Raw genomic sequence first — 26,331 nt, forward strand, 5'->3', positions numbered from 1 at the left:
TAATGCATTTTAAAAATATTAAATCATGCTTAATTTCAGTCTTTTAAATAAAATATATTTCGGAGGGCTGTTACCTGTAGTATGCCCTGAGTATTCATTGAAAAATATCTTTTCTTCTCGAATATTGCTTGTAGTGGAATCAAAAGCGAAAAAGAATTTTTTGTTGATAATCTTAGCTTCGGTTTTTGAAACAGAAGTTTTAGAAGAATGGGTAGCTATATCGCAATTTTGGGAAAGTCCTGAGGTCGTTTTTACCTTGTTTAATCCGCTGATGTATTGTATGTCAAAAATGTCCAGAACATTTCTTTTAACAGAACATGGGGATAACGAAAACACCAGTATAAGCATCGTAATGATGGCTCTGTAGGTCTTCATATGAACTTTGGTATTTGACATTTTTACAAAACTACACTTTATTTTAATTTCAGCTCAATAAATTTTAAAAATTCATCCTGTTGGTCTACGAATAAATAATGGGAACAGTTATCAATAAGTTTAAAGTTTTCTTTTCCTACAATATTTTTAAGATCGTTGAACTGTTTCTCGGAGAATATACCATCATTTTTCCCATACACTGCATACATAGGAATACCTTTTCTTTTGATTGTTTTTAAAATAATTGTATTATCAAGGTTATTCAATCGCTCATTTTGGTAGAACCTGATAGGAGAGTTGGCATTTCTGATATTGTTTTGATAGAATTCGCCGGCTTGATATTCTTTCCTTAAATTTTCACTTTCCGGGGTAGGGCTGGGCATATCAAAGAAATTAAGTTTACTAGCTGTTTCGTAGCATCTTTTTCGGTAGGATGCAGAATTTTTATCAAGATTTTCTATTTCAGAAATCTCTTTTAATTGAGCAGGCTCATTTTTGAAATGTTCTTTGGCTTGCTTTAAGATATGATCATAGGTTTCCTGTTGGGTAAATAATGCCCCAGCAAGGGTAAGTGATTTCACTTTTTCAGGAAACTGACTGGTAAATAATGTTCCGATAATTCCTCCGAAACTATGGGCAAGAATATGTGCTTTTTTAATCTTGTAGGTGTTGTAGACCTGTTTTAAATCTTCAAAACTTTCTTTGAAAGTCATTGTTGCATTCTCATCTTTGGATCGCCCCTCTCCGCGTCTGTCATAAGCAATAACGTAAAACCCTTTATCAGCAAGCTTTTGTGCAGTAGTTCCTTCAAATAAAGTAGCGTTTCCACTTGGCCCGCCATGAATAAAGATTACAGGTGGATTTTTTTTGTTTCCATAAGCCTTGGAGTATATATTTTGAGCATTTGCGAAACTTAGAAATAAGGAAAACAGAAAGGATATGAGAAATTTCATCGTTGAAGTTTTGAAAGGCCTAAACTACTAAATATTTTCAGCAAAGTATAGCATTGAAATTAATTTTTACAATAAAGCTGTTTAAACTTTTTTATTAAACCACAAAGGATATACAAAAGCTTTTTAAACACTTAAGCTATTTAAGTGATCTACTTTGTGTACAAGGAAGGACACTCAAGTTTTGTTGAAAATCAAAGATTTTCATCTTATGTGAACTTAATTGTGCAGTATTTCCTTACACTTTCTAAAGTGTACTAAAGTGTTAAAAACATAAAACCTTTTGTGACTTTTGTGGTTAAGTTTAAACAGACTTAATTATAAAAAATAAAAAGACTTCTCTACTGACTAACAGTTGTCACAATCCTGCCTTATCTTTATATCCTGAAATAACAAAATATGGAGACAAATAATTTTGATAAAATCATAAAACGTTCCTTGGATATCAGAGAGAAGTATCATCAACTGGAAATAAAAGGTAACGGAACTCCATGGACATTGGAAGAAGATGCTCTTGCTTATCTTACTGATGCAGGATTGGTCGGGAGAAATGTAATGTCTCATGAGAAAACGTGGCTGAAAAAAGATTCGGCTGAAGAATTGGAACATAAGTTAGCTGAAAATATATGGTGGCTGATTGTTCTGTCAGAACGTATGGATATTGATATTAAAGATGCCCTGGAGAAATTCTTAACTAAAACAGAAAATATATTCTAATGAGTTATTGTTTAGCAATAGAGAACATGCAGCCCGAAAGCAGAAAAGAACTGCACAAAAATTACCACGACAATTATTACGGATTTCCCATTCATGATGATAATGAATTATTTGGAAGGCTGATCTTGGAAATCAATCAGGCAGGGCTGAGCTGGGAAACGGTTCTGAAAAAGGAAGAAAGCTTCAGAAAGGCATACGACAATTTTGATATCAAAAAAATAGCAGCCTACACGGAGCAAGACCGAGAAAGATTATTGAATGACACTGGTATTATCCGAAATAAACTGAAAGTGAATGCGGCTATCGAAAACGCCAAAACCATTATTGAATTACAAAAAGAAATGGGTTCATTTGAAAAATGGCTGGAGCATCATCATCCTAAAACATTACAGGAATGGATGAAGCTTTTTAAGAAAACATTCAAATTTACAGGAGGAGAAATTGTTAACGAATTTTTGATGAGTACAGGATATCTGAAGGGGGCGCATCATGAAACTTGCCCTATTCATGCAAAAGTTTTAGAACAAAAACCTTTGTGGAAATAATTTGATACAATATAAACATGCCGACAGATTTTTCTGTCGGCATGTTTTTTTTATCTTAGATTTCTTACGGAAACATCAGGTTTTTCACCCTGAGGAACAATGAAGATGGCGTTATCACTAATGCTATCACCCGGATCAAAATAATAGCTTCCGGTTACAGGAATTGTACTGGTCGTAAATTTTCCGGATTTGTCGTACGCTGAATAAGTTACATTAATAATCTGAGCTTTCATCTTCAGTTCAATTTTTTTAGAAGTAAGCCTTGCTCCGGTTGCATTGATGCAGTCTAGCTCTATAAGGTTGGTATTGCTTACAATCTGTGGAAATGCAGACAATCTGATATTGTATGCCTTGTCCGAAGTGTTTTTCACAGTTGCAGATACTTTGTAACGGTCATACTGCTTTCCTCCGGATTCAATACTTTCTTTGTTGAGAATGTTGAATGTGATATTCATCCCATTGACTTCCAGAGTCTGGCCGTCGGAAATTTTTTGAGCGCGTAAGGATGTTCCCAAAAAAATAATAGTCGTGAGGGTAATTAAAAAAGTTAAGCTTTTCATTTTGTTAATTTGTGAGTTTAATGAGTATTAAATGTACGTAAAATAACAAAACAAAGAATTATTTACTTTCTTTTGTAAGTTCTTTATGCTCTTTTCCCCATTTTTCAAATTCTAAGATAATGGGTTTTAGTTTATAACCAATATCTGTCAGTTCATATTCTACCCGTGGCGGTACTTCCGCATATACCGTTCTTGTAATGATTTTGTCTTGCTCCAATCTGCGGAGTTGAAGAGTCAGCATACGTTCTGTAATGTTTTGGAGACGTTTCTTTAATTCTCCAAATCTCATTTTGCCATTAATCAGATAGCAACAGATGGCAAGTGCCCATTGACCTCCAATAATATTAGAGGCATAAATCTCTGGACATTCATCAGCAAGGGCTTTCTTATTGGCGAAATTGGTTGAGGTTTCCTTTATTTTAGTCATTACTTACATTTTTTATAGTACCATACAATAGGTTGCTAATGTACAAAATGTAAGTTACGTGTCGTAATTTTGCGATAGAAATTTAAACATAATGAAAACATTAGTTATTGTCACACACCCTGATATTGAAAAATCAATCATTAACAAAAGATGGATAGAGGAATTGGCCAAATATCCTGAAAAGTATACAGTTCATCAATTATACGAAGCTTATCCTGACGGAAAAATTAATGTAGCTAGGGAGCAAGCGTTGATGGAATCCTATGATAAAATTGTATTTCAGTTTCCTTTCTACTGGTTCAGCAGTCCGCCCATGTTAAAGCAATGGCTTGATGAGGTTGTTTTGTATGGCTGGGCTTATGGAAGTAACAGTGGATTTAAACTGGAGGGAAAAAAAATGTCATTGGCTGTCACTGCCGGAATTGATAAAGAAGGCTATAGCGAGTCAGGAGAATATAAGTACACGATGAATGAGCTTTTCCGTCCCTATGAGCTGACCTTTGATTATATTAAAGCGAAATATGAAGAACCTTTTGTATACTACGGTATAGAGCGTGATTCTTCTTCGGAATGGATTGAAAATAGTGTTCCGAAGTATCTGGAGTTTTTAGATTCTCTTTAGATTAAAAAAATGATTTACTACAATTGTGGGATAGGTCCTTTTCGAAAATCTCTATCCCACAGTTGGTGTATCTTCTTCTTTCAGGATTTTTTTCTCCTTCATGGTAAGCATCATCCTCTCGTATTTGTATTTTTCCCAGTCAAATAGGTTAAGGAAGTCGAGGGCAGCCTGAAATCCCCTGTTGAAGAGATCTTCTTTCTCTTCCTTTTTCATAAAGAAGTTCAGCCAGCTGCTTGTGCCGCAGTTTACAGATTGTATGCTATACAAACGGTAGAAAGTGTGCTTGGTAAGAAACATTTTGTCATTGAATCCTTTTAATGTACTGATGATATTTCCTGCATAACTGAAAGGGGTTTTAAGAATTTGTTCACTTGTTTTTCCCTTTTCAGAAAGAATATCAGAATCACTCGTCAATTGAACCCCGAAAAGAGGCATTCTCGGATAAAAAACTTCATCAGCATGAAACAGATCAATAGGAAAATTAGAAATACTGCCTCCATCTATGAAAACACCAACGGGATTAATGTCTTCCTGTTTAGTATTCATCCAGTATCTCCATGCATATTTTATTGAACCTTCAGTTCTATCAATTCTTTTCTGAAAAGGCTCAAAAAAGAAAGGAACAGACATGGAAGCCCTTACAAACTCTGCAGGACTGGCATGTTTCAGTTCTTCTTCAGACCAGTATAAATTGGCCATTGTTGGAAGTTCAACCTTTATTTTAGCATTAATGTCTGTGGTAATAACAACATATTCAGACTGAAGGAGGTAAAACGGATTGTTTTTATAATAATCATTATTGATAACACTGTCATAGAAAATCTTATATCTTGTCAGATCAATATGTTCCTGATTCTTGGTTTTAATTTTTTCAATACTGTTTAAAGCCATTGTATAATATTCCTGACCATTCCCGTAACGATAATTGAGGTTGAGATCTCGTTCCTTTTGAATAAATTTTTCATTGAGATGAGCCACGGTTTTTATTCCAAAATCATCCAGAGCTCTTTCCATGGTATTCATGAAAATATTTCCCGGATTAAGTCCGCTGTTTTCCTTTCTGAAGTTGTTATACAATTTTTTGACACAAAAAAATAGAATAACAGCCGGAACAAGAGGAATCAGAAACATGAGCTTGGCATTCAGTATGGTTTCTGAGGATACAGCAAAAGGAATACTCACCAGAATAATGATAAGAGCTGCTGTAATAAGCGCATTGATTTTGAAAAAGTCCTTATTATTCAGCATGGCATGGAGGGTTGTTTTTACATACGTTTTCCCATCCATAAAATCGGCAAAGTTCCAACTAAAAAGAATATTCTTAATGAGTTTGCTCTTAGGCTCTTCCTTGGTTTTACAAGCTGCAATAAGCACCGTGTTGATTGCTCCGGCACTGGTTCCTGCTACTTTCAAAAAACGGATTCCGAAAGTTTCAAGACCATAAAGGTAACCTACCAGTGCGCTTCCCCAAACACCTCCTCCTTCCTGTACAAATTCTATATACTGATTCCCGTGCTGATCCAGAAGATCAGAAAATTCCTTGGCAGAAATATTCTCATGCAAGGCAATAAGTTTATCCCTGGATGCCTGCGAAAGAGAATCATCTCCCAGAATGGTATTGAGGTCTTCAGTTTTCATGTATTTTGTTTTTGGTGGTGCTGAAAAATTAAGCTTTTCTATTTTTCAATGATATGAAATTGTATTTCAAGCTATTACCATTGCTTACGTCGTACATAAATGAATGTACTGACAACAACGGTTAACATGACACCTATTGTGATGAAATAACCGTATTGATGATGAAGTTCGGGCATATTATCAAAGTTCATCCCATATACTCCGGCAATAAAGGTTATCGGTAAGAAATAGACTGAGTAAATGGCTAAAACTTTCATTACCTGATTGGCTTTCTGATCAGAAAGAGCTAAAAACATCGAAATAAGGTTGGTTATCTGTATATTCAAATGATCAAAATCTGCTACAACATCTTTATGTTTATCCTTTAAATCCACAATTTCAGAATCCTGTAAATTCAAGAGCTTGAATTTGTCAATGGCATCACTGGAAATGATCAGCACACGGGAATTCAGTCCTGACTTTCGTTTTAGCTTATATAATCTTCGGATCTGGCTTGTATGATTGGTATTTTTAAGGAAAATCTCATTTTCAATATTGTCCATAGTCTCCAGCAGGCTTATAGATTCATCATCAAAGCTCTTCATGATGAGTATGGCAATCATCAGGGCAATTTTTTGAGGGGTAGCCTCTTCCTGTATTACCGAAAGCTTTTTTTTCGTTTCAGAAATGCTTCTGGTTTTCATCCTGTGGATGGTAATAATGGTTTTATCCAGTATGAAAATTGCAATCTTTGTACTGATATCACTTATCGTATTCAGGTTTTTCCTTTCCAGTTCTGTACTTTCGCGGAGAAGGAAGAACTTTACATTTCCGTCTTCTTCATATTTCGGGAGGTGATTAGGGTCTATGGTATCTTCCAGAAGAAGATTGTTGATTTCGTATCTTTCATGAAGAAATTTTAGGTCTTCTGCAGTAGGAGCCTCTACATCTACCCATTCGCAGTGGGAGCTTCTGTATATCGTATCAATTGGCATAAAGTAAAAATACTAATATTTTGAAAAAGTATGTGTTAAATAAGTTTTATCTTTGCCAAAATTAAAAAACTATATGATTAAAAGTACAATAAAAGGAGTTGGATTTTATGTTCCAGATAATGTTGTTACAAATGATGATTTAGCAAAATTAATGACCACTAATGATGAATGGATTACGGAAAGGACTGGCATCAAGGAACGAAGACACAGAAAAAATAGAAATGATTCTCAGGAAACAGCAGCTTACCTGGGATTCAAAGCTTCTGAAAAGGCCCTTGAGAAAGCAGGTTTAACAGCTAAAGATATCGACTACATTGTTTTTGCAACCCTATCTCCTGATTATTATTTTCCGGGATGTGGAGTATTGCTTCAGGATATGCTGGGATGTGATACCATTGGAGCCTTAGATGTAAGGAACCAGTGTTCAGGATTTGTATACTCTATGAGTGTTGCTAATGCGTTTATAAAATCAGGAACCTATAAAAATATCCTTGTTGTAGGAGCAGAAGTTCATTCATTCGGATTGGATTTTTCTGATGAGGGAAGAGGGGTTTCCGTTATTTTCGGAGATGGAGCAGGAGCGGTTGTACTTTCTGCAACAGAAGATGAAAATGCAGGAGATATTTTAGCCGTAAATATGCACTCTGAAGGTAAATATGCTGATGAACTTTGTACTCAGTTCCCAGGTTCTAAGTTTGGCTGGAGCGACAGAATGAGAAAAGAACCGGAAAATGTAACCAATAAGGAAGTATATCCAATCATGAACGGAAACTTCGTATTTAAACATGCGGTAACAAGATTTCCGGAGACGATGATGGAAGCTTTAAATAAGGCAGGGAAAACAGTTGAGGATCTTGACATGTTTATTCCACATCAGGCGAATCTTAGAATTGCTCAGTTTGTACAGCAGAAATTTGGACTTCCAGATGATAAAATCTTTAATAATATTCAAAAATACGGAAACACAACGGCAGCTTCCATTCCAATTGCATTAAGTGAAGCCATTGAATTAGGCAAAATTAAAAGAGGAGATTTAGTCCTTCTTTCTGCCTTTGGAAGTGGGTTTACCTGGGGAAGTGTTCTTTTTGAATACTAATGGGAGCAGAAAAGAGCTATCAACAGGATACAACATAAAAAAACCGCAGAACAATCTGCGGTTTTTTTCATTTTATAGATTACCAATTAAAGGCTTTTTAATAATTTCTCTGTATCAGAAGAATCCTCTCCTGAACTTTTTGCCAGTTCAATGGATTTTTCGGCCCACATTTTTGCATTTTTCTTGTCGCCCATTTTATTGTAAAGATTAGCCAGGGTATCTGTATTGGCAAAGTTCTGATCTTTCTTTACAGACTCTTGTGCCCAAGCTACTGCTTTTTCTAATGAAGACTTATTAGTGATGTTTTCAAAAAAGTTCCAGGCCAGTGAATTGAGCTCGCCGGAGCTTGCCGAAGAATAATCCTGATAGATTTCCAGAGCCAATTTTTCATAAGTAGGAATATCTTTGTTCTTTAAAGCTCTGCTGGCTTTCGCTCTTTTTAAAGCCTTTTCAGCATCTTCCTTACTCATTAATTTTTGAGTTTCTGTTATGAAGTAATTGTCATTCCAGGTTTTTGTATCTGCATTGTAAGCCTTTTTAGAAATAGTATTCAGTTTAATACTTTTGTCAAACTTTTCATACTTATCTTCCGGGAAAAATTTTACAATCTCATTCTTTTTTTGCTGAAAGATTCTATACAAAGGACTTTCTGTACTTTGCGTTCCTGCAAGAAGTATTTGAACATCATCCTGATCAAGCTCCTTTTTTTGTGCAAAATAACGGTCCAGTACTTTGCCTGCAAATTCTGCATCGTTGTACATGGTAAGCCCGGCAAGATTTCTTAAAAATTCAGGATCTTTTTCTCCTTTTTCAAACTGCTGTTTCAGGGAAGTAAGTCTTTTGTTTGGATCTTCAGCATCCTTTGCAAACTGAATGAAGTCTTTTTCTTCCACATATCCCAGTGTTCTGTGTACCGCTTCACCATTTCCATCAATGAATAGATAGGTAGGGAAAGCTTTTACATTATATTTCTTTGCAATATCTACTCCTTCACCTTTTTCCATGTCTATTTTAGCATTGATAAAGTGAGAATTGTAGTAATCACCTACAGTCTTAAGTGGGAAAATATTTTTCACCATAAGTTTACATGGTCCACACCATGAAGCATAGGCATCTATAAAGACTAATTTGTTTTCTTTTTTAGCCTTGGCAAGGACAGAGGCAAAGTTGCCCTCCTCGAATTTGATTCCCTGCGCCCAAGCAAGAGCACCTATAAATAGAGAAGAAAGTATTGCTAATTTTTTCATAAAAACTTTTTATTCCCTGCAAATGTAATAAATATGATGACATTTAAGCAGTTCATATTGAAAATAATTATCAATGAACTTTGTTTTTAATTATGGGTATAGGCTCATATGAAGGAAAATCATCTATTGTTTTAGACTTATTGTTAAAATTAATGTAAAACGCAATTTTAGTTAAATGATTAAATTTCAGAAGAATATTTCATTCAAAAGCAAAATATTGTTAATTTTGTAAAAAACAAAAAGACACCTCGTGAAAAAATGATGAATTATTATAGAATAATAATTTGTTTTTTTATGTCTAATAATCTACTGAGAATTTTGTTTTTGCTGATCACAGCAATCCCCATATTTGCCCAAAAAAAGAACAGCTTCGACCAAGCCTGTGAAAGAACTTCTTCCATCACTGCTTATAAGGATTTAAGCAAAGCCATCAAGACAGCAGACTCTCTCTATATGTCGGCACAAAAGCCGGAGGAGAAAGTAAAGAGTCTTTTTCTTTCCTCAGAACTTTATCACCATGCAGGAGAAATTAAAAAAGCAATATGCTATAGTGAAAATGCCCATTCACTTATCAATCAGATGGATGATGCTGAATGGATGGCCCGCGTAAGCAGATTATTGTCGAGACAATATAGACAGGTAGGGTTATACGAGAGAGCCAAAAAATACATATTTAAAGGACTCGAGGCTTCAAGACAAATTTCTGATTTTCAGAAAAGTAATGAAGTGGAAGGCTTGCTGAACCAGGAAATGGCTTTCTATGAAATGGAAATTGGAAACTATGCAAATGCTATAGAACATATTGAGCGTTCCTTAAAGAACTTTGAGAAAATAAACAGCCCAAATGAGGACCAAACCTTAGCGGCTTCCTATCAGTTATTGGGAGATGTTTATTTTAAGCTTAATGATTATGATGTTTCTGAAAGCTATTATAAAAAGGCTCAAGAATTAATTAAAGAGGGAAGCTGTACCCTAGGGCTGGTTTATAACGGGCTGGGCGGAATTCGTCTGAAGCAGAAAAACTGGAAAGATGCACAACTCTATCTAAAAAAAGCAGAAAAAATAGCAGATACTTCAAGAAGCCTGAAGCTTAAAAAAGCAGTATATTCTAATATCAATGATTATTATGAAGGAATGGGGGATAGCTACAGAGCTTCTTTATATGCTGTGAAATATGTAAGGGCGTATGATAGTATTGCTGCCCGTAATCAGGAATTTGTAGGGAAAAGCAGTGTTTTGGCCGGGAAAACAAGCAAAGGAAACAGACAAATAAGTACAGCCAAGAATGCTGCCATTGTTATCTTGTTTGTTTCTCTGGTTGGCTTAATTATATTTTTCAGGACCAAGCAAAAAAAGCAACGTTCTAAACTTAGGAATATTATAAGAACTCAGGTGAACATGATCAGCAGCCATAGAAGCCAGATTGTAAAACAGTCTGAACATTCTGAATTTTCAAATATATCTGTAGAGGAAATTGCCGAAAAAGACAGTGAAGCAGACAGAAAAAGAAATGACTCTCTGATGACCTCCGAAACAGAAACCAAGTTGCTTGAGCTTCTTGAAGGATTTGAAAAAGGAAATCTATATAATAATAAAGGAATGTCTCTTTCTTTTCTGGCAGGAGAGCTTAATACCAATACAAAATACCTTTCTTACGTGATCAATCAGCACAAAAGTTCCGATTTTAAAACCTATATCAACCGATTAAGGATTAATTATATTGTAGACAAACTGATTAACGATGAAAAGTACAGGCAATATAAAATCAGCATCCTTGCTGATGAGTGCGGCTTCTCTTCACATAGTAAGTTTGCTGCTGTATTCAAGGCGGTTACTGATTTTTCACCGTCATCTTATATTAAATATCTGGATACTGAAAATCAAACAGGTAAAGGTGTTCATTTTCACGAAAATGATTAAAAAATAATAATTGTTTTCCTTCTATATTACCGCTTTTCGCGAAAATGGATAACCTATTATTTTACGTAATACCGTTGCTATCCTATCTTTGCGACAGTTTTACGGGAATGAATACAATCATCATGCAGCTCATTAATTTTATCTTCGAGGCTATTCTGTTTCTTCTGAAATAAAAGCAAAGATAAATTCTCAATATGCTACAAGCCAAACCATGAAACTTTAGATAGGGAACACGTGTCTATTTCGCAGTTATGAGATAATCACTGTTCCTCTTTTTATCTGCTAAAATTTCCCATTCTGAACAGGAATAAGGGTGATACAATATAATCGGGGTTGATTGCCCGGTTTTTTTCAGTCAAGTTTTTTTAAGTGCAAATCCACAGATCATCTGTGGATTTGCGATTTATTTAGCTTTTGTACTGTCGGTTTTTGTTTTCGAAGTCTCTACGGGTGCCGGCTCAGAATTGGCCACAGCAGAGTCTCCCATTCTGTTTCTCAGAGAATCCTTATTGTGGGCATCCTTAAATGCCTCCCTTTTTTCTTTGTTTTGAGCACAGCTTCCAAGGAAAAGAAGTCCAAGAACTGCCCCGATCCATAGCTTTTTCATACGAATACTTTTTAATGTTTGGTGTTAATCAAATATAGTGATTTTTGTAAAAGATTAAAAGATCTTAGTGTTAAATTTCACTAGGAGTGGACTTTAGCTCATTTTCATTAGATATACAATTGTCATTTCACTTTAGTCAAAACTTAAGATCAAAAAAAAAATCTGTAGCCATTTCATCTACAGATTTTCCATTTTTAAATTAAACGTGTGCAATTTTATTTAACAGAAGTAGCTGACGTAGAATCTGTTTTCATCTTAGGGTTGTCAGGATTTGTCTTTTTTGTAGCCGTGGTATCAGTTGTAGCAGGCATTGCTTTTTGTGCCTTATCTACTGCAATTGAATCATTGTTACTTGTTGACATTGACGACTCCTTGGTTCCACAGCTCACTGCAAATAATCCTACGCCGATAGCTGTTAGCAATAACTTTTTCATACTATTTTATTTTGGGTGTAATTGTAAAAAAACAATAACCATTCCTAACAGGGGTCGGGAAGTTGTAAAATATAGGTAAAGTTTGTTAAAAGATGTTAGGTAATGGATGTTAGAGTATTAGAGTATTAGAGTATTAGAGTATTAGAGTGTTAGAGTATTAGGGTATTAGGGTATTAGGGTATTAGGGTATTAGGGTATTAGAGTGTGGTGGGAGTAAAGCTCTTTTCTGATTCCGACTAACTTTAAACTTTAAACCTTAAACTTTAAACCTTGAACCTTGCATTTTGAACCGTTTATTTTCATAAAAAAGCCTCGAAACTTCAGTTTCGAGGCTGTATTGAAAGAACAGACAATCATTACTCATTGCCTATTACTTATTACTTATGAATTACCCTAGGTAAGGATATTTGTAATCTTTTGGAGAAACAAAAGTTTCTTTTACGCTTCTTACAGAAGTCCATCTTAGAAGATTCATCTTAGAACCTGCTTTATCATTAGTTCCTGATGCTCTACCACCACCGAAAGGTTGTTGTCCTACTACAGCCCCTGTTGGTTTATCATTGATGTAGAAGTTTCCTGAAGCATTTTCTAAAGCTTTGTAAGCTTCATTAATTGCATAACGATCTTGAGAGAACACAGAACCTGTCAATGAATAAGGAGAAGAAGAATCAACTACTTTAAGAGTCTCTTTCCAGTCCTTATCTTCATAAACAAATACAGATAAGATTGGTCCGAAGATTTCCTCTACCATACTTTCATATTGAGAGTTTGTAGTTTCAATTACAGTTGGGTGTACAAACCATCCTTTAGAATCATCACATGTTCCACCAATAGCTACAGTAGCTTCACCTGATGCATTTGCTCTGTCGATATATCCTTTACATTTTTCGAAAGAATTTTTGTCGATTACAGCATTTACGAAGTTAGAAGTATCTTCCGGAGAACCTACTTTAATAGTGCTCATCTGAGCCTCCATTACTTTCTTCACATCTGCCCAAAGAGATTTAGGAACATAAGCTCTGGAAGCAGCAGAACATTTTTGTCCTTGGTATTCAAAAGCACCTCTTACCAAAGCAGTAGCTACAGCTTCTACGTTAGCAGACGGGTGAGCAATGACAAAGTCTTTACCACCTGTTTCTCCAACAATTCTTGGATATGTTCTGTAGTTATGGATATTGTCACCAATCATTTTCCACATTCCCTGGAATACTTTTGTAGAACCTGTGAAGTGAAGACCAGCAAAGTCTCTGTGAGCCAATACTTTTTCAGCAGTATCTTTTCCATCTGTAAAGATCATGTTGATTACCCCTGCAGGAAGCCCCGCTTCAGTTAACACATCCATGATTACTTTAGCAGAATAAACCTGCTTGTCAGAAGGTTTCCAAACCACCACGTTTCCTAGCATTGCCATACAAGTAGGAAGGTTTCCTGAGATAGCCGTAAAGTTAAAAGGAGTTACTGCAAAGCAGAATCCCTCTAATGGTCTGTACTCTACACGGTTCCAGATTCCGTTGTCAGAAACCGGCTGCTCAGAATACATTTCTGTCATGAACTCTACGTTGAATCTTAAGAAGTCGATGAACTCACAAGCTGCATCAATTTCAGCCTGATGTACGTTTTTAGACTGTCCGATCATCGTTGCTGCATTGATAATATCTCTGTAAGGACCAGCTAATAGATCAGCTGCCTTTAAGAAAATAGCTGCACGTTGTTCCCAACCTAGGTTGTTCCAATCTTCTTTAGCTGCCAATGCCGCGTTGATAGCGTCATCCACATGCTGCATACCACCTTTGTAATAAAATCCGAAGTCATGAGCATGATCCTGTGGAGACTGAAGCTGTACTTTTTCGTCAGTTTTTACTTCCTTTCCGTTGATGATCATTGGAATTTCAACCTTTTCAGCCCACATTTTTTTGTAGGTATTGATAAGGCTTTTAACTTCTGGAGATCCCGGTACATAAGAATTTACCGGCTCATTTACCGCTAATGGTACTTGCGAAATTGCTTTTGACATATTACGTTTTATTATTTTTATTAAAATTAAATAAGTAAGTTGTATACAAATTTACGATAATTATAAGGAAAGAAAAAAATACCGCCTGTTTTTATGAAATAAACTTTTTTGTTAACCAATATGTGGTAAATATTATGTATTTGAGAATAAAAAGTAATAATTTTTTAGGGTTTTGTTTAATGTTTTGAATAAGATAAAATAAAATTGAATAGAGTATAATGATGTGAATAGAGACAAAAAAATATTTGTCATAGTTCGCTTTTTCTTGTTAAATATTGTAAACAAGGATGTTATGGGTAAATGTGAATTTTCATTAAAATTGCATTTGTTGCGATTTTGAACATTTTAAATAAATTTTTTGATAGCCCATCTTTTAAGATTACTCTAATTTTACATCATTATTAACAGGTATGAAAAAAAGAGTCATATTTTTCTCTTTTGTATTATTTTTCTCAGCTTTATGTGTAAGTATTTTTGCACATAAAGGGAAAACTCAACCATACTCTGATGTCTTATCAAAAATCCATCTTCTTCAGCAAAAATCAGATCAGCAGACCCAACCTGAAATCTATAGTTTTTCAGATGCGCAGGATGCACAGGATTCCAATGATTGGGAGAAGGTAAAATTTGATTATTCAGTACTTGCAGAACAATGGCTAAACTATTTTTTTGCAGATTATTCTTATAATACTCAGGTTGCAGCTGTTCAAGGCGGTACCTATATTACAGCACCCAGATACATTCTGTATCATGCCCTGCAGATAGCAGGCTGCTAATCCTTTTTATGTTTTAATGATGAATTGTGGTTTGTATTACTCATACAGATCCATGAAATTCATTTCTCAATTTTAAATTTCTGAACACTTCTTATTTGCCTTTACAACAAGGCAGACAAGATACTGTTTGCCCAATTTTAAATAAAAATATTATGCACTTAACACCGAGAGAAACGGAGAAGCTTATGCTATTTCTGGCAGGAGAGCTTGCTCTAAAAAGAAAGGCAAGAGGCCTTAAACTAAACTATCCAGAATCTATAGCATTGATCAGCCATTTTTTGCTTGAAGGCGCAAGAGACGGAAAAAGAGTAGCTGAACTGATGCAGGAGGGAGCCAATCTTCTTACTAAGGAAGATGTGATGCCGGGCGTGGCAGAAATGATCCACGATGTTCAGATAGAAGCCACTTTTCCTGATGGAACAAAGCTGGTAACCGTACACAACCCAATCCGTTAATCCTTATTGATCATGATACCAGGAGAAATTTTTGTAAAAGAAGGTACAATCATCTGCAATGAAGGCAGAGAAACTGTAAAAATAAAAGTAACAAACACAGGAGACCGTCCTATTCAGGTAGGTTCACACTTTCACTTTTTTGAAGTCAATAAAGCCATGAGCTTTGACCGCGAAAAAGCTTTCGGAAAGAGACTGAATATTGTAGCCAGTACTGCAGTTCGTTTCGAACCGGGAGAAGAAAAGGAAGTGGAACTTGTGGAAATAGGAGGGACCAAAAAAGCAATAGGCTTCAATAACCTTGTTGATGGGCAGATAAATTCTGAAGAACAGAAAAAAATAAGCCTTGCAAAAATTGAAGAATTAAACTTTAAAAATCATTAAGATGAGCTTACACGTAGACAGAAAACAATACGCAAATATACTGGGTCCAACAGCTGGAGATAAAATCAGACTGGGTGACACGGAAATCATCATTGAAATTGAAAAAGATTTCACCCATTACGGAGACGAAGCCGTTTTTGGAGGTGGAAAAACAGTTCGTGACGGGATGGGGCAAAATGTAACGGCAAAAAGAGATGAAGGCGTTTTAGACCTTTGTATCACAGGAGCAGTAATCATTGACCACTGGGGAATCGTAAAAGGCGATATCGGAATTAAAGACGGTAAAATTGTAGGAATAGGAAAGGCGGGTAACCCTGATACAATGGATGGTGTATCTCCTAATATGATTATCGGAGCCTCAACCGAAGTTCACGGAGGAAAAGGATATATCGTAACAGCAGGAGGTATTGATACCCATATCCATTACATCTGCCCACAACAAATTGAAACCTCTTTGTATAGCGGAATTACTACAATGATTGGAGGAGGAACCGGCCCAAATGACGGAACTAATGCTACAACAGTTACTCCGGGTAAATTCAATATGCAGAAGATGCTTGAAGCAGCAGAAGAATATCCAATGAATCTTGGTTTTTTCGGGAAAGGAAACTGTTCTGCAGAAGGGCCCATTGAAGAGCAGGTGGAAGCAGGTGCTTTAGGAGTGAAGATCCACGAAGACTGGGGAGCCACCCCTGCCACCATAGATACCGCATTAAAAGTGGCAGATAAATATGACGTTCAGGTGGCTATTCACACAGACACTTTAAATGAAGGAGGTTTCCTGGAAGACACCATGAGGGCAATCAACGGAAGAGTAATCCATACATTTCATACAGAAGGTGCTGGTGGGGGACATGCTCCTGATATCATAAAAGCAGCCATGTATCCAAACGTACTACCTGCTTCTACCAACCCTACACGTCCTTACACCATCAATACCATTGATGAGCATTTGGATATGCTGATGGTTTGCCATCACCTGAGCAAGAATATTCCTGAAGATGTGGCATTCGCAGATTCACGTATTCGTCCTGAAACAATTGCTGCGGAGGATATTCTTCACGATATGGGAGTCTTCAGTATTATGAGTTCAGACTCTCAGGCCATGGGAAGACCTGGTGAAGTTATCACAAGAACCTGGCAGACGGCCAGTAAAATGAAAGAACAGAGAGGGGATTTGGCAGAAGATAAAGATAGTGGAAACGACAACTATCGTGCAAAGAGATATGTTGCGAAATATACAATTAACCCCGCCATTGCACATGGTATTTCAGAATATGTAGGATCTCTTGAAGAAGGAAAATTAGCAGATTTGGTGATCTGGAAACCTGCATTGTTTGGAGTAAAACCTGAAATGATTGTAAAAGGAGGATTTGTAATTGCTGCTAAAATGGGAGACCCTAACGCATCTATTCCTACGCCGCAGCCAATTATCTACAGAAATATGTTTGGAGCCCACGGAAAAGCTAAGTTTGGTATTTGTGCCAATTTTGTTTCTCAGATTTCTATCGATAATGGAACCATTGCCTCTTACAAATTGGAAAAAATGATTCTTCCTGTAAAAAACTGTAGAAATATTTCTAAGGCAGACCTTATTCATAATGATAAAACTCCTTTAATAGAAGTAAATCCTGAAAACTATAAAGTAACGGTAGATGGTGAATATATCACTTGTGAACCTGCGGAAAAACTTCCCTTAACGCAGTTGTATTACTTGTTCTAGAACAAATCTGACTGATCTTATAGGCTTCCAATGCCTATAAGATTTATTCAAGAAAAATTTAAAATAATGATAGAATAAGTTTAGAATGAAATATTTAAATAAAGCAGTTTTTTCTCTCACATTAGCAGGATTGTCTATGCTTTCAGGGAATGTAAACGCCCAGTTTCTGGGAGGACACAGGCTTAAAAGTGATGAAGACGGACCAAAAGGACAGTTTATGGTCTATGGTTCATTGGACTACTCTAAAGTTACCACCCCATCCAGCAGCAGCAGTACTGTTTCCAGTGCACCGCTTGGAGTAGGGTACTTCATCAATAATAATGACCTTGTTGGAATCAATTATGCCTATTCTCAAAACTCTGTTAATCATGATGTTGTTTATAAGCAAAATGAAGCAGGAATTTGGTATAGTCCCTCATTAATGCTTGGGAAATATTTTGTGTTGATAGGACAAGTGGATGCTCATTATGTTTGGGGACAGCAGGTGTCAGGAACAGCAGATTCTATGCAGAACTTTACAGGATTCCGTCTTCGTGCCTATCCTTTAATCGGGATATTGCTTGGAAGCGGCTGGGCACTGAAATTCAAATTTGCTGAGCTTTCTATGCTTCAAACCAAAGTAAAAGAGGTGGGCTGGACCAAAAGCTATGTGGCGGGAATCAGTGGTTCAACATTCGGAGTAGGCATTTCTAAAAACTTTGACTTCAGAAAAAAATCGAGAAAAGATGATAATTAATCAAACCATAGGCAACTTAACCGAAAATCCTTCAGAAAAAAACATAGATTATCTTGATCTGGAATGGTTTGAAACCACCAAAAGGATCCAACGCAAAAAAACCAGACAGGGAACTGATGTCGCCATCAAGTTTCTTAAGGAGGGGCAACGCCTGCGAGAAGGAGATATTCTTTTTGAAGATACAGAAAAAGTAATAGCCATTAATGTTCTGGAAACAGATGCTATTGTAATGGAACCGGGTTCTCTATTAGAAATGGGAACGGTATGTTATGAAATAGGGAACAAGCATATTCCACTTTTTATTCAGGAGGATAAAGTGCTGCTTCCTTTTGAAATGCCCATGTTCAGATGGCTGGAGGCAAGTGGTTTCAAGCCTGAAAAACAATCCGTAAAGCTGTTGAATCTTCTTAAATCCAATGTAGAACCTCACGGACATGGAAGTCTCGGATCAACCATCTTCACCAAAATCCTTAAAATGGCAGCCCCAAAAGATGAATAATACTATGAATATCAATTTTTTGTCAAGTCTGCTTCATCTTGCAGATCCTACACTTCCGATTGGAGGATATACACACTCCAACGGTCTGGAAACCTATGTACAGGAAAGAATTGTACATAATCTGGAAACCGCAAAGGAATTTGTGCAGAATATGCTTCAGTACAATCTTAAATTCAATGACGGAGCTTTTGTAAAACTGGCCTATAAAGCAGCAGAAAACGAAGATTTACAATTATTGCTAAAGCTGGACAATGAATGTAATGCGATAAAATGTCCTAAAGAAATCCGCCAGGCCAGCCAAAAATTGGGTTTAAGACTGATCAAGATTTTTAAAAGAAGAGATAGCTTTCCCTTTATGGAGGCCTTTGAAAAAGCAATTCAGAATAAGGAGGCCAATTCTCATTACTGTATCGTGTTTGGAGTATATGCTTATTTAATGAAAATACCCTTATACGAAGCATTGCTGGGCTTCTATTATACCTCTGTTGCCGGAATGATCACAAATGCTGTAAAACTAGTTCCTCTGGGACAGCTTGACGGGCAGGATATTTTGTTTTCCCTATATCCTGTAATGGAAAAAACAGTCTGGGAAACAATGGAACTAGACAGGGATATGGTAGGATTATGCAATACTGCTTTTGATATCAGATGTATGCAGCATGAAAGACTTTATTCAAGGCTTTATATGTCATAGAAAAGGTAAAAAGGAAGTAAAGGCAGGATGACAAAAGAAAGGAGGGAAAGCGGGGGACCCCAATGAATATGAATGCTTCTAAGCCGAATGAAATGCCTTTGCACCTTTTACAATATTCTCAATTAATAAAAAATATACATGAAATAAGGTGCTCTTTGCTAAGCGAAACGCCCTTGCGATCGAAAAATATTCAAAATCAAAAAAAATTAGCGCCCATAGCGTTAAAAAAAATAAAATTTAAAGAAAATGGAAAATAGAAAATATATAAAAGTAGGGGTAGCAGGACCTGTAGGATCAGGAAAAACTGCACTACTAGAACGTTTAAGCAGAAAATTATTCGGGAAATATGATCTTGGAGTAATTACTAATGATATTTACACCAAAGAAGATGCAGAGTTTATGGCTAAAAATAGTCTTCTTCCCCACGACAGAATTATCGGAGTAGAAACAGGAGGCTGTCCCCACACTGCCATTCGTGAAGATGCAAGTATGAATCTTGAAGCAGTAGATGAGCTGGCTGAACGCTTTCCTGATATTGAGCTGGTTCTTATTGAGAGCGGTGGTGATAACCTTTCCGCAACATTCAGTCCCGATCTTGCAGACGTTACCATCTTTATCATTGACGTAGCAGAAGGAGAAAAAATTCCTAGAAAAGGAGGTCCGGGTATTACAAGATCAGACTTATTGATCATTAACAAGATTGACCTTGCCCCTTATGTGGGTGCGAGTCTGGAAGTAATGGAAAATGATGCCAGAAGAATGAGAAAAGGAAACCCATTTGTATTTACCAATCTTAAAACAGATGAAGGGCTGGATAAAGTAATCGGCTGGATTAAAAAATATGCCCTTTTAGAAGAAATTGAAGAACCGAACCTTGTAAGATAAATGGATAGTCGTTTAAATATTATCGCGGGATTCAAGGGAGAGGAGTCATACGTGAAGGATCTTTATGTTTCACTTCCTTTCAGGGTTGTTTCTGTTGGACAACGAAAAAGCGATAAAAAACTATATCAGATGATAATGAGCTCTTCTCCCGGTATTTTGGATGGAGACCATTATCACCTTGATGTGGCCCTTGAAAAAGGAGCATCCCTTCAACTGCAGTCACAATCATATCAGAGGCTTTTCAATATGAAGGATAAGGCACTTCAGGAACTGAATGTTACAATGGAGGATGAAACTTCCTTTGCCTATGTTCCTCATCCCATTGTTCCCCATGAAGATTCCAATTTTAAAAGTAAAACGAATGTTCGGATCGGGGAAAACAGCCAGATCATTATGAGTGAGATTATTACCTGTGGAAGAAAACATTATGGAGAAGTTTTTAAGCTGAAACGTTTTCAAAATCTTATGGAAATCTACCATCAAAATAAATTGGTAGTGAAAGATAATGTGGTGATTCAGCCTGAAATAATTCCCATCAGCAGTATTGGAAATCTGGAACAATATACCCACCAGGGAACCTTGATATTCTACAGCACAAAGGAAAATGTAGACAAGAATGGCTTAATAGAAAACATTGTGGAGGCTGCGGCAGTACACCTTGAAGAAATGGAGGTTGGCGTTTCTGCTATGGAAGATAATGGCTTTGTAGTAAGAGCTTTGGGACATGGAGGAGAATTGATGTATAATTTCTTTCTTCATATTCAGGAATTGCTCTGGTCTTTGGAATAAAAAATTAAAATGATTCTTATGTGGGTTGAGAGTATAGTTGAATATAAAAAAACTGCAGATAGATCAGATAAAGTATTGAATTCAAGCATAGTCATCTGCGAAATCTCCAAAATCTGCGAGAAAAATATTCAATAGAAAAAAGATTTACCCAAAACTTAACAAAGAATCAGTAATAACAGAATAAACAGAAAATGGATAGTACAGTTTGGGCACTTCTTCTAAGTGCCGTTTCAATAAGTTTTATACATACAGCATCAGGACCGGACCATTACCTGCCGTTCATCGTGATCTCAAAATCCAAAAAATGGAGTGGAATGAAAACCGCGGTCTTAACCGTTGTTTGCGGGTTGGGGCATGTATTAAGCTCTTTGGTTTTAGGATTTATCGGAGTATTTTTAGGATGGCAGCTTAATAAAATATCGTGGTTTCAGGATATCAGAGGTAATTTTTCAGGTTGGGCACTGCTCATCTTTGGAGGAGTTTATTTGGTGTATGGTTTGGTTCAGGCCATTAGAAATAAGCCTCATAAACACTTTGATGTAATGGGAGATGACGTGTATGTGTATGAGCATAATCACAGTGAAGTGGTAATGCCCCAAAAAAGAATAAAAGTAACACCACTTGTCCTTTTTATGATTTTTGTAATGGGGCCCAGTGAGCCTTTGATTCCCTTATTATTCTATTCCGGAGTAAAGCACTCCATGTCTGAAATAGCAGTACTTGTTACTTCCTTTACAGCCACTACGGTACTCACCATGCTGGGTATGGTTCTTTTAGGACGCTATGGCTACTCAACACTATTCAATACCGAAAAACTTGAAAGATATATGGGAGTTGTCAGTGGAGCTGTGGTAACGGTTTGCGGAGTCGGGATGGTGTTTCTGGGATGGTAAATAGGTTAGAGTGTGGTAGGGTTTGAGAGTTGTAATGGGGTGGAAATTAATGACAATAATTTTCAACTATAACCTCCAACCTGAAATCTAATATCTCATTATATAAAATAGATTATACAAAAAACTATGAACGAATTTTTAAAAAAAATACCCTTTATAGACAATGTTTTAAAAGGAATCGGGCAGATTATGCTGCAGGAGAACAGATGGACCGGGCTTTTGTTTCTGATAGGAATTTTTATGGGAAGCTGGCAGGGAGGTGTTGCGGTATTGCTTTCAACGGCGGCCGGAACCTTTACAGCCATGAAACTGAGGTATGACCAATCCCAAATAGATGCCGGATTATATGGCTTCAGTGCAGCGCTGGTAGGTGTCGCATTATCTTTTGTATTTCAGGCAACTTTATTGATCTGGATTCTTATTGTGCTGGGTGGAGCTTTGGCAGCTATTATTCAACACTTCTTCATTCAAAAGAGAATTCCCGTATTTACTTTTCCTTTTATCATTATTACGTGGGTTTGTGTTTTTGCATTACATTCTTTCACGGAGATTCCTCCTTCTGCAGCCATTTCTGCAGCCACAGGACCTGTTGATTACGATGATTTTCTTACATGTACAAATGCCTTTGGGGAAGTCATATTCCAGGGAGGTGTCCTTTCGGGAGTCATTTTCTTTATTGCTGTTTTTATCAGTTCGCCACCTGCTGCTTTATATGGTTTTTTAGGAGCTATTTTGGGATCTTATGTATCTCATATGCACGGTGAGCCTATTGATAAAATACACATGGGACTTTTTGGGTTCAATGCTGTGCTTTCTGCCATCGTTTTTTCAGGATTTAAAAAGATAGACGGGGTTTGGGTTTTCATGGCTGTGGTATTAACGGTACTCATTGATGATTATCTGGTTGACAACAATACCTTGGGCGCAGTAGGCGGAGTACTTACTTTCCCGTTCGTAGCAGGAACATGGATTACGCTCTTTGTTAAAAATATTTTGACACAGTTCAAGAAAACTGTTCCAAGGAAAAATTCATAAGCCAAAAGATTAAAATTATATAAAAAATTAACAAACTTAATGTACAATATCTCTAAAATGTATTTGAATCATACATGCATTGTACATTTTCAAAAAAAGATTAAAATGAAGATAACTAAAATAGCAGCAGTATTTCTGGTAATGGCATTCAGTGGTAAAGCAATGGCTCAGGAAACAGAAAAACAACTGTTAATAAAAGATGCAGATGACAAATTTCCCATTGCAGATGCCCTGGTAAAATACGACCACGGAAATAGCCATACCCATACCGGAACAGACGGAACCTTTGCTGTTCCTGTTAAATCTCTTCCTGATACACTGGTGATCAGCCGTCAGGGATATGATGAGGTAAAATGGGTAGTTACCAATGATGAAGATAAAAGTAAGGTTATTTTTTTGCAGCATAAACCATTTCAGATCTCAGAAGTAGCCATTAATCACAGCTCATTTCTATCAGCAATTACCAAGGTTGACCTGAACAAGTTTCCGGTTAATTCAGCGCAGGATCTGTTGAGAAAAGTGCCTGGATTATTCATTGCACAACATGCCGGAGGAGGAAAGGCAGAACAGCTTTTTTTAAGAGGATTTGATGCAGATCATGGTACAGATGTAAGTGTGAATGTAGACGGGATGCCTGTGAATATTGTTTCTCATGCCCATGGACAGGGATATTCTGATCTGCACTTCGTGATCCCGGAAACCGTAAATAATATTGACTTTGGAAAAGGGTCCTATTATATGGACAGAGGAGATTTTAATACGGCAGGATATGTCGATTTTCAAACCTATAACGGATTGAAAAATAGCATGATTAAGCTGGAGGGAGGTTCGTTTAATTCCAAAAGAGTACTGGGAATGTTCAATATTCTGCATGATGATTTGGGGAGGAAAAATGCCTATATCGCTGCAGAATACAACTATACAGACGGACCTTTTGATGTAAAACAGAACTTTAACAGAGTCAATATTTTCGGGAAATATAACCAATGGCTTACTGATAATGATTATTTCAATATTCAGTTTTCAACATTCAACTCTTCATGGAATGCGTCAGGACAGATTCCTGAACGTGCTGTAGACGAGGGGATTATTGGGAGATGGGGGAGCATAGATCCTACCGAAGGTGGGAAGACCTCCAGAACAAACCTCCAGATGAACTTTAAGCATATTATTTCTCCCTCTGAGCAGATAGATGCTATGGCATTTTATTCAAAATATAACTTCAACCTTTATTCCGATTTTACTTTCTATTTAAAAGATAAAGATCACGGAGATGAAATTCAGCAGACAGACGGAAGAAATATCTACGGTGCAGAAGTGAAGTATATCAAAAGTTTCTCACTTCCCAACAGTTCACTCAACTGGACCTCAGGAATAGGGCTAAGAAATGATGATATCAATACATTGCAGCTTAATCATGTTTATCACAGAGATGTATTGCTCAACAGAATGTCAGACGTAAACGGAACGGAAACCAACCTTCATGCCTACACAGGATTGGTTTGGAAAACAGGAAAATGGACAATCAACCCGGCATTAAGAGTTGATCACTTTATTTTCAATATGCACAACCTTTTGGATGCAGAACAATTACCATCCGGACAATCTAAGGAAGCAACAAGGGTAAGTCCTAAACTAAACTTCTCCTATGCACAGAACGATAACGTAATGTGGTTCCTGAAAACAGGAATGGGCTTCCACTCCAATGATCTGAGAGTAGTGGTTCCGAATAAAAATGAAAATACTCTTCCTTATTCTATTGGGGCCGATTTTGGGGTAAGATTACATCCTTTCAAATCGCTTATTATTACTCCTGCCGTTTGGTATATGGATCTGCAGCAGGAATTTGTATACGTAGGAGACGATGCTGTAGTTGAACCATCCGGAAAATCAAGACGATTTGGTGCCGATCTGGGAATTCGCTTCCAACCGTTGGAAAACTTTTACCTGAATGCTGATATCAATTACTCCCACGGAAGATTCATTGAAGAAGAAAAAGGGCAGGATTATATTCCACTGGCACCGGTAGTGACCAGTACAGGATCTGTAAACTGGGACTTCCTGAACGGCTTTTCTTTAGGACTGCAATACCGTTATCTTGGAGAAAGACCGGCAGTGGAAGATAACAGCATCAAGACAAAGCCTTATTTTGTAAACGATCTGATGCTTTCCTACAACCGCCAGAAATGGGGAGCAAATATTCAGGTGAACAACCTTTTCAATGTGAATTGGAATGAAGCTCAGTTTGCAACAGAAACCCAATTGAAAGGAGAAGCAGAACCTATCACAGATCTTACTTACACACCAGGAAGCCCGTTTGGGGTGAGAGTAGGCGTGTACTATAAGTTTTAGGCAGAATGTCGGATGTATACTTTTTACATCCGACATTACACAAAACAATCAACATATTCAATTTTCAGCATTAAATTTGTAACAATTAATTCATCATGGAAGTATTATCCAATTTTCAATACAAAAAACTGTTTCTTCCGAATATCGCGGAGAAAATATTAGTCAATAATGCGGATATACAGCTTTATCGTATAGAGAATTATCTCAAAGGAATTCTAATGCCGGTAATTCCGTACCGAACAACTTTTAACTTTATTATTTTCGTTACCAAAGGGAAAATTAAACAGTATCTTGAAAACAAGGAATATCATGCTGAAAAAGGAGGAGTAATCTTTATTAAACAAGGAACAATAACGGCAACTGTAGAATTGTCAGATGACATTGAAGGCTTTTTTCTTGCCTACGAAAATAATATTCTATCCGAACAGGAACTCCCCAAGCATAAAAGCAGTATTTTCTTTATGACGCCTTTCCTGAATCTGGATAGCCTTACTTATGGTACCATAACGCAGCTTCTCCTCATTATGGAACAGGAATTATGGCTCAGTAATCTTAACGTAAATGATGTGGTAGTCACCATGCTTCACCTTATTCTGATCAAAATGCTGAGTACAGACTCAGATACCCATCACAAGTCTGCTACACGTCCCATGGAATTGTCTCTTCAGTTTCGGGATCTTTTGTTCAAATATCATGTGGGAGAAAAGCGGGTGGCATACTATGCTGATAAACTATCTGTAACGGAAAGTTATCTGAATAAATGTGTAAAAAGCGTGACGCAAAAATCACCAAAACAATGGATCAATGAGATTGATATCAATTACAGTAAGGCACTCCTTCATTCCAGTAAAGATATTGCAGAGATTGCTTATGAACTGAATTTTCAGACTGCATCCCATTTTACCCAGCTATTCAAAAAAATTGCTGGCATTACCCCTAAAGAATATAGAACTCAGTTTTTGACAAATAGAGTTCCTAAGTAAATAG

28 protein-coding genes are annotated in these 26,331 nt (G+C 36.7%); 18 read left to right on the forward strand and 10 right to left on the reverse strand.

Annotation, left to right across the window (positions count from 1 at the left end; translation table 11 throughout):
- Nucleotides 1–18: 18 nt before the first annotated feature.
- Together C7D53_RS04465 and C7D53_RS04470 are read right to left on the reverse strand one after the other, a co-directional pair.
- Complete coding sequence (locus C7D53_RS04465; protein WP_106915163.1) at nucleotides 19–396, reverse strand: hypothetical protein; 378 nt, start codon at nucleotides 394–396, stop codon at nucleotides 19–21.
- Nucleotides 397–413: 17 nt separating this feature from the next.
- Nucleotides 414–1,328, reverse strand: coding sequence for an alpha/beta hydrolase (locus C7D53_RS04470; RefSeq protein ID WP_106915164.1), 915 nt, complete (start codon nucleotides 1,326–1,328; stop codon nucleotides 414–416).
- Between the two features lie 396 nt (nucleotides 1,329–1,724).
- On the opposite strand from C7D53_RS04470, the gene C7D53_RS04475 reads away from it, so the two are divergent.
- Together C7D53_RS04475 and C7D53_RS04480 are read left to right on the forward strand one after the other, a co-directional pair.
- A complete protein-coding gene (locus C7D53_RS04475) occupies nucleotides 1,725–2,042 on the forward strand; it encodes a nucleoside triphosphate pyrophosphohydrolase family protein (protein ID WP_106915165.1) in 318 nt (105 codons plus the stop codon).
- Nucleotides 2,042–2,587 (forward strand): DNA-3-methyladenine glycosylase I, encoded by a 546-nt coding sequence (locus C7D53_RS04480; protein WP_106915166.1) that lies wholly within the window; start codon nucleotides 2,042–2,044, stop codon nucleotides 2,585–2,587. Before C7D53_RS04475 ends, C7D53_RS04480 begins: the two co-directional genes overlap by 1 nt.
- A gap of 50 nt (nucleotides 2,588–2,637) precedes the next feature.
- Here the strand turns inward: C7D53_RS04480 and C7D53_RS04485 are convergent, their stop codons facing one another.
- Nucleotides 2,638–3,147 carry a hypothetical protein gene (locus C7D53_RS04485; RefSeq protein WP_106915167.1) on the reverse strand — a complete coding sequence of 170 codons (510 nt, stop codon included), beginning with the start codon at nucleotides 3,145–3,147 and terminating at the stop codon, nucleotides 2,638–2,640.
- A gap of 58 nt (nucleotides 3,148–3,205) precedes the next feature.
- A complete protein-coding gene (locus tag C7D53_RS04490) occupies nucleotides 3,206–3,574 on the reverse strand; it encodes a winged helix-turn-helix transcriptional regulator (RefSeq protein ID WP_106915168.1) in 369 nt (122 codons plus the stop codon).
- Nucleotides 3,575–3,665: 91 nt separating this feature from the next.
- On the opposite strand from C7D53_RS04490, the gene C7D53_RS04495 reads away from it, so the two are divergent.
- A complete protein-coding gene (locus C7D53_RS04495; RefSeq protein ID WP_106915169.1) occupies nucleotides 3,666–4,196 on the forward strand; it encodes an NAD(P)H-dependent oxidoreductase in 531 nt (176 codons plus the stop codon).
- A gap of 51 nt (nucleotides 4,197–4,247) precedes the next feature.
- Here the strand turns inward: C7D53_RS04495 and C7D53_RS04500 are convergent, their stop codons facing one another.
- A complete protein-coding gene (locus tag C7D53_RS04500; RefSeq protein WP_106915170.1) occupies nucleotides 4,248–5,834 on the reverse strand; it encodes a patatin-like phospholipase family protein in 1,587 nt (528 codons plus the stop codon).
- A gap of 74 nt (nucleotides 5,835–5,908) precedes the next feature.
- Nucleotides 5,909–6,808, reverse strand: a complete 900-nt coding sequence (locus C7D53_RS04505) for a magnesium transporter CorA family protein (protein ID WP_106915171.1) — start codon at nucleotides 6,806–6,808, stop codon at nucleotides 5,909–5,911.
- 73 nt (nucleotides 6,809–6,881) lie between these two features.
- On the opposite strand from C7D53_RS04505, the gene C7D53_RS04510 reads away from it, so the two are divergent.
- Complete coding sequence (locus tag C7D53_RS04510) at nucleotides 6,882–7,904, forward strand: 3-oxoacyl-ACP synthase III family protein (RefSeq protein ID WP_106915172.1); 1,023 nt, start codon at nucleotides 6,882–6,884, stop codon at nucleotides 7,902–7,904.
- An 86-nt stretch (nucleotides 7,905–7,990) separates the two neighbouring features.
- On the opposite strand, the gene C7D53_RS04515 is transcribed toward C7D53_RS04510, so the two are convergent.
- Nucleotides 7,991–9,151: a thioredoxin family protein gene (locus C7D53_RS04515; RefSeq protein WP_106915173.1), complete on the reverse strand. Its 1,161-nt coding sequence runs from the start codon at nucleotides 9,149–9,151 to the stop codon at nucleotides 7,991–7,993.
- A 294-nt stretch (nucleotides 9,152–9,445) separates the two neighbouring features.
- Between C7D53_RS04515 and C7D53_RS04520 the strand changes: the two genes are divergently transcribed.
- Nucleotides 9,446–11,071, forward strand: a complete 1,626-nt coding sequence (locus tag C7D53_RS04520; protein WP_162926077.1) for a tetratricopeptide repeat protein — start codon at nucleotides 9,446–9,448, stop codon at nucleotides 11,069–11,071.
- Nucleotides 11,072–11,474: 403 nt separating this feature from the next.
- Here the strand turns inward: C7D53_RS04520 and C7D53_RS04525 are convergent, their stop codons facing one another.
- The 3 genes from C7D53_RS04525 to pruA form a co-directional block, all read right to left on the reverse strand.
- Nucleotides 11,475–11,678 (reverse strand): hypothetical protein, encoded by a 204-nt coding sequence (locus tag C7D53_RS04525; protein ID WP_106915175.1) that lies wholly within the window; start codon nucleotides 11,676–11,678, stop codon nucleotides 11,475–11,477.
- A gap of 215 nt (nucleotides 11,679–11,893) precedes the next feature.
- Nucleotides 11,894–12,112, reverse strand: a complete 219-nt coding sequence (locus C7D53_RS04530) for a cytochrome C551 (protein ID WP_106915176.1) — start codon at nucleotides 12,110–12,112, stop codon at nucleotides 11,894–11,896.
- Between the two features lie 388 nt (nucleotides 12,113–12,500).
- The gene (gene pruA, locus C7D53_RS04535; RefSeq protein WP_106915177.1) at nucleotides 12,501–14,126 is read right to left on the reverse strand and encodes an L-glutamate gamma-semialdehyde dehydrogenase; all 1,626 of its coding nucleotides are present in this window, start codon (nucleotides 14,124–14,126) and stop codon (nucleotides 12,501–12,503) included.
- Between the two features lie 410 nt (nucleotides 14,127–14,536).
- Here pruA and C7D53_RS04540 point away from each other — a divergent pair, with 410 nt between their 5' ends.
- From C7D53_RS04540 to C7D53_RS04600, 13 genes are all read left to right on the forward strand, one after another.
- Nucleotides 14,537–14,902: a hypothetical protein gene (locus tag C7D53_RS04540; RefSeq protein ID WP_106915178.1), complete on the forward strand. Its 366-nt coding sequence runs from the start codon at nucleotides 14,537–14,539 to the stop codon at nucleotides 14,900–14,902.
- 152 nt (nucleotides 14,903–15,054) lie between these two features.
- Nucleotides 15,055–15,357, forward strand: coding sequence for an urease subunit gamma (gene ureA / locus C7D53_RS04545; protein WP_103290300.1), 303 nt, complete (start codon nucleotides 15,055–15,057; stop codon nucleotides 15,355–15,357).
- 12 nt (nucleotides 15,358–15,369) lie between these two features.
- Nucleotides 15,370–15,738, forward strand: a complete 369-nt coding sequence (ureB, locus tag C7D53_RS04550) for an urease subunit beta (RefSeq protein ID WP_106915179.1) — start codon at nucleotides 15,370–15,372, stop codon at nucleotides 15,736–15,738.
- A gap of 1 nt (nucleotide 15,739) precedes the next feature.
- Complete coding sequence (gene ureC / locus C7D53_RS04555) at nucleotides 15,740–17,461, forward strand: urease subunit alpha (RefSeq protein ID WP_106915180.1); 1,722 nt, start codon at nucleotides 15,740–15,742, stop codon at nucleotides 17,459–17,461.
- A gap of 85 nt (nucleotides 17,462–17,546) precedes the next feature.
- Entirely contained in the window at nucleotides 17,547–18,197 is a 651-nt protein-coding gene (locus tag C7D53_RS04560) for a hypothetical protein (RefSeq protein ID WP_106915181.1), read from the forward strand.
- On the forward strand, nucleotides 18,187–18,696 hold the full coding sequence (gene ureE / locus C7D53_RS04565) for an urease accessory protein UreE (protein ID WP_106915182.1): 510 nt from the start codon (nucleotides 18,187–18,189) through the stop codon (nucleotides 18,694–18,696). The genes C7D53_RS04560 and ureE overlap by 11 nt, the downstream gene beginning before the upstream one ends.
- Nucleotides 18,697–18,700: 4 nt before the next feature.
- On the forward strand, nucleotides 18,701–19,390 hold the full coding sequence (locus C7D53_RS04570; RefSeq protein WP_106915569.1) for an urease accessory protein UreF: 690 nt from the start codon (nucleotides 18,701–18,703) through the stop codon (nucleotides 19,388–19,390).
- Between the two features lie 246 nt (nucleotides 19,391–19,636).
- Complete coding sequence (gene ureG / locus C7D53_RS04575; RefSeq protein WP_106915183.1) at nucleotides 19,637–20,275, forward strand: urease accessory protein UreG; 639 nt, start codon at nucleotides 19,637–19,639, stop codon at nucleotides 20,273–20,275.
- Entirely contained in the window at nucleotides 20,276–21,064 is a 789-nt protein-coding gene (locus C7D53_RS04580) for an urease accessory protein UreD (RefSeq protein ID WP_106915184.1), read from the forward strand. It abuts the gene before it with no gap.
- A 191-nt stretch (nucleotides 21,065–21,255) separates the two neighbouring features.
- Nucleotides 21,256–21,957, forward strand: coding sequence for a hypothetical protein (locus tag C7D53_RS04585; protein ID WP_106915185.1), 702 nt, complete (start codon nucleotides 21,256–21,258; stop codon nucleotides 21,955–21,957).
- 126 nt (nucleotides 21,958–22,083) lie between these two features.
- Nucleotides 22,084–22,992 (forward strand): urea transporter, encoded by a 909-nt coding sequence (locus tag C7D53_RS04590; protein ID WP_106915186.1) that lies wholly within the window; start codon nucleotides 22,084–22,086, stop codon nucleotides 22,990–22,992.
- Between the two features lie 105 nt (nucleotides 22,993–23,097).
- A complete protein-coding gene (locus C7D53_RS04595; protein WP_106915187.1) occupies nucleotides 23,098–25,344 on the forward strand; it encodes a TonB-dependent receptor in 2,247 nt (748 codons plus the stop codon).
- A 95-nt stretch (nucleotides 25,345–25,439) separates the two neighbouring features.
- Nucleotides 25,440–26,327 (forward strand): helix-turn-helix domain-containing protein, encoded by an 888-nt coding sequence (locus C7D53_RS04600; RefSeq protein WP_106915188.1) that lies wholly within the window; start codon nucleotides 25,440–25,442, stop codon nucleotides 26,325–26,327.
- Nucleotides 26,328–26,331 lie beyond the last annotated feature (4 nt).

The sequence above is a fragment of the Chryseobacterium aurantiacum genome, assembly GCF_003020585.1.
Lineage (GTDB): Bacteria > Bacteroidota > Bacteroidia > Flavobacteriales > Weeksellaceae > Chryseobacterium > Chryseobacterium aurantiacum.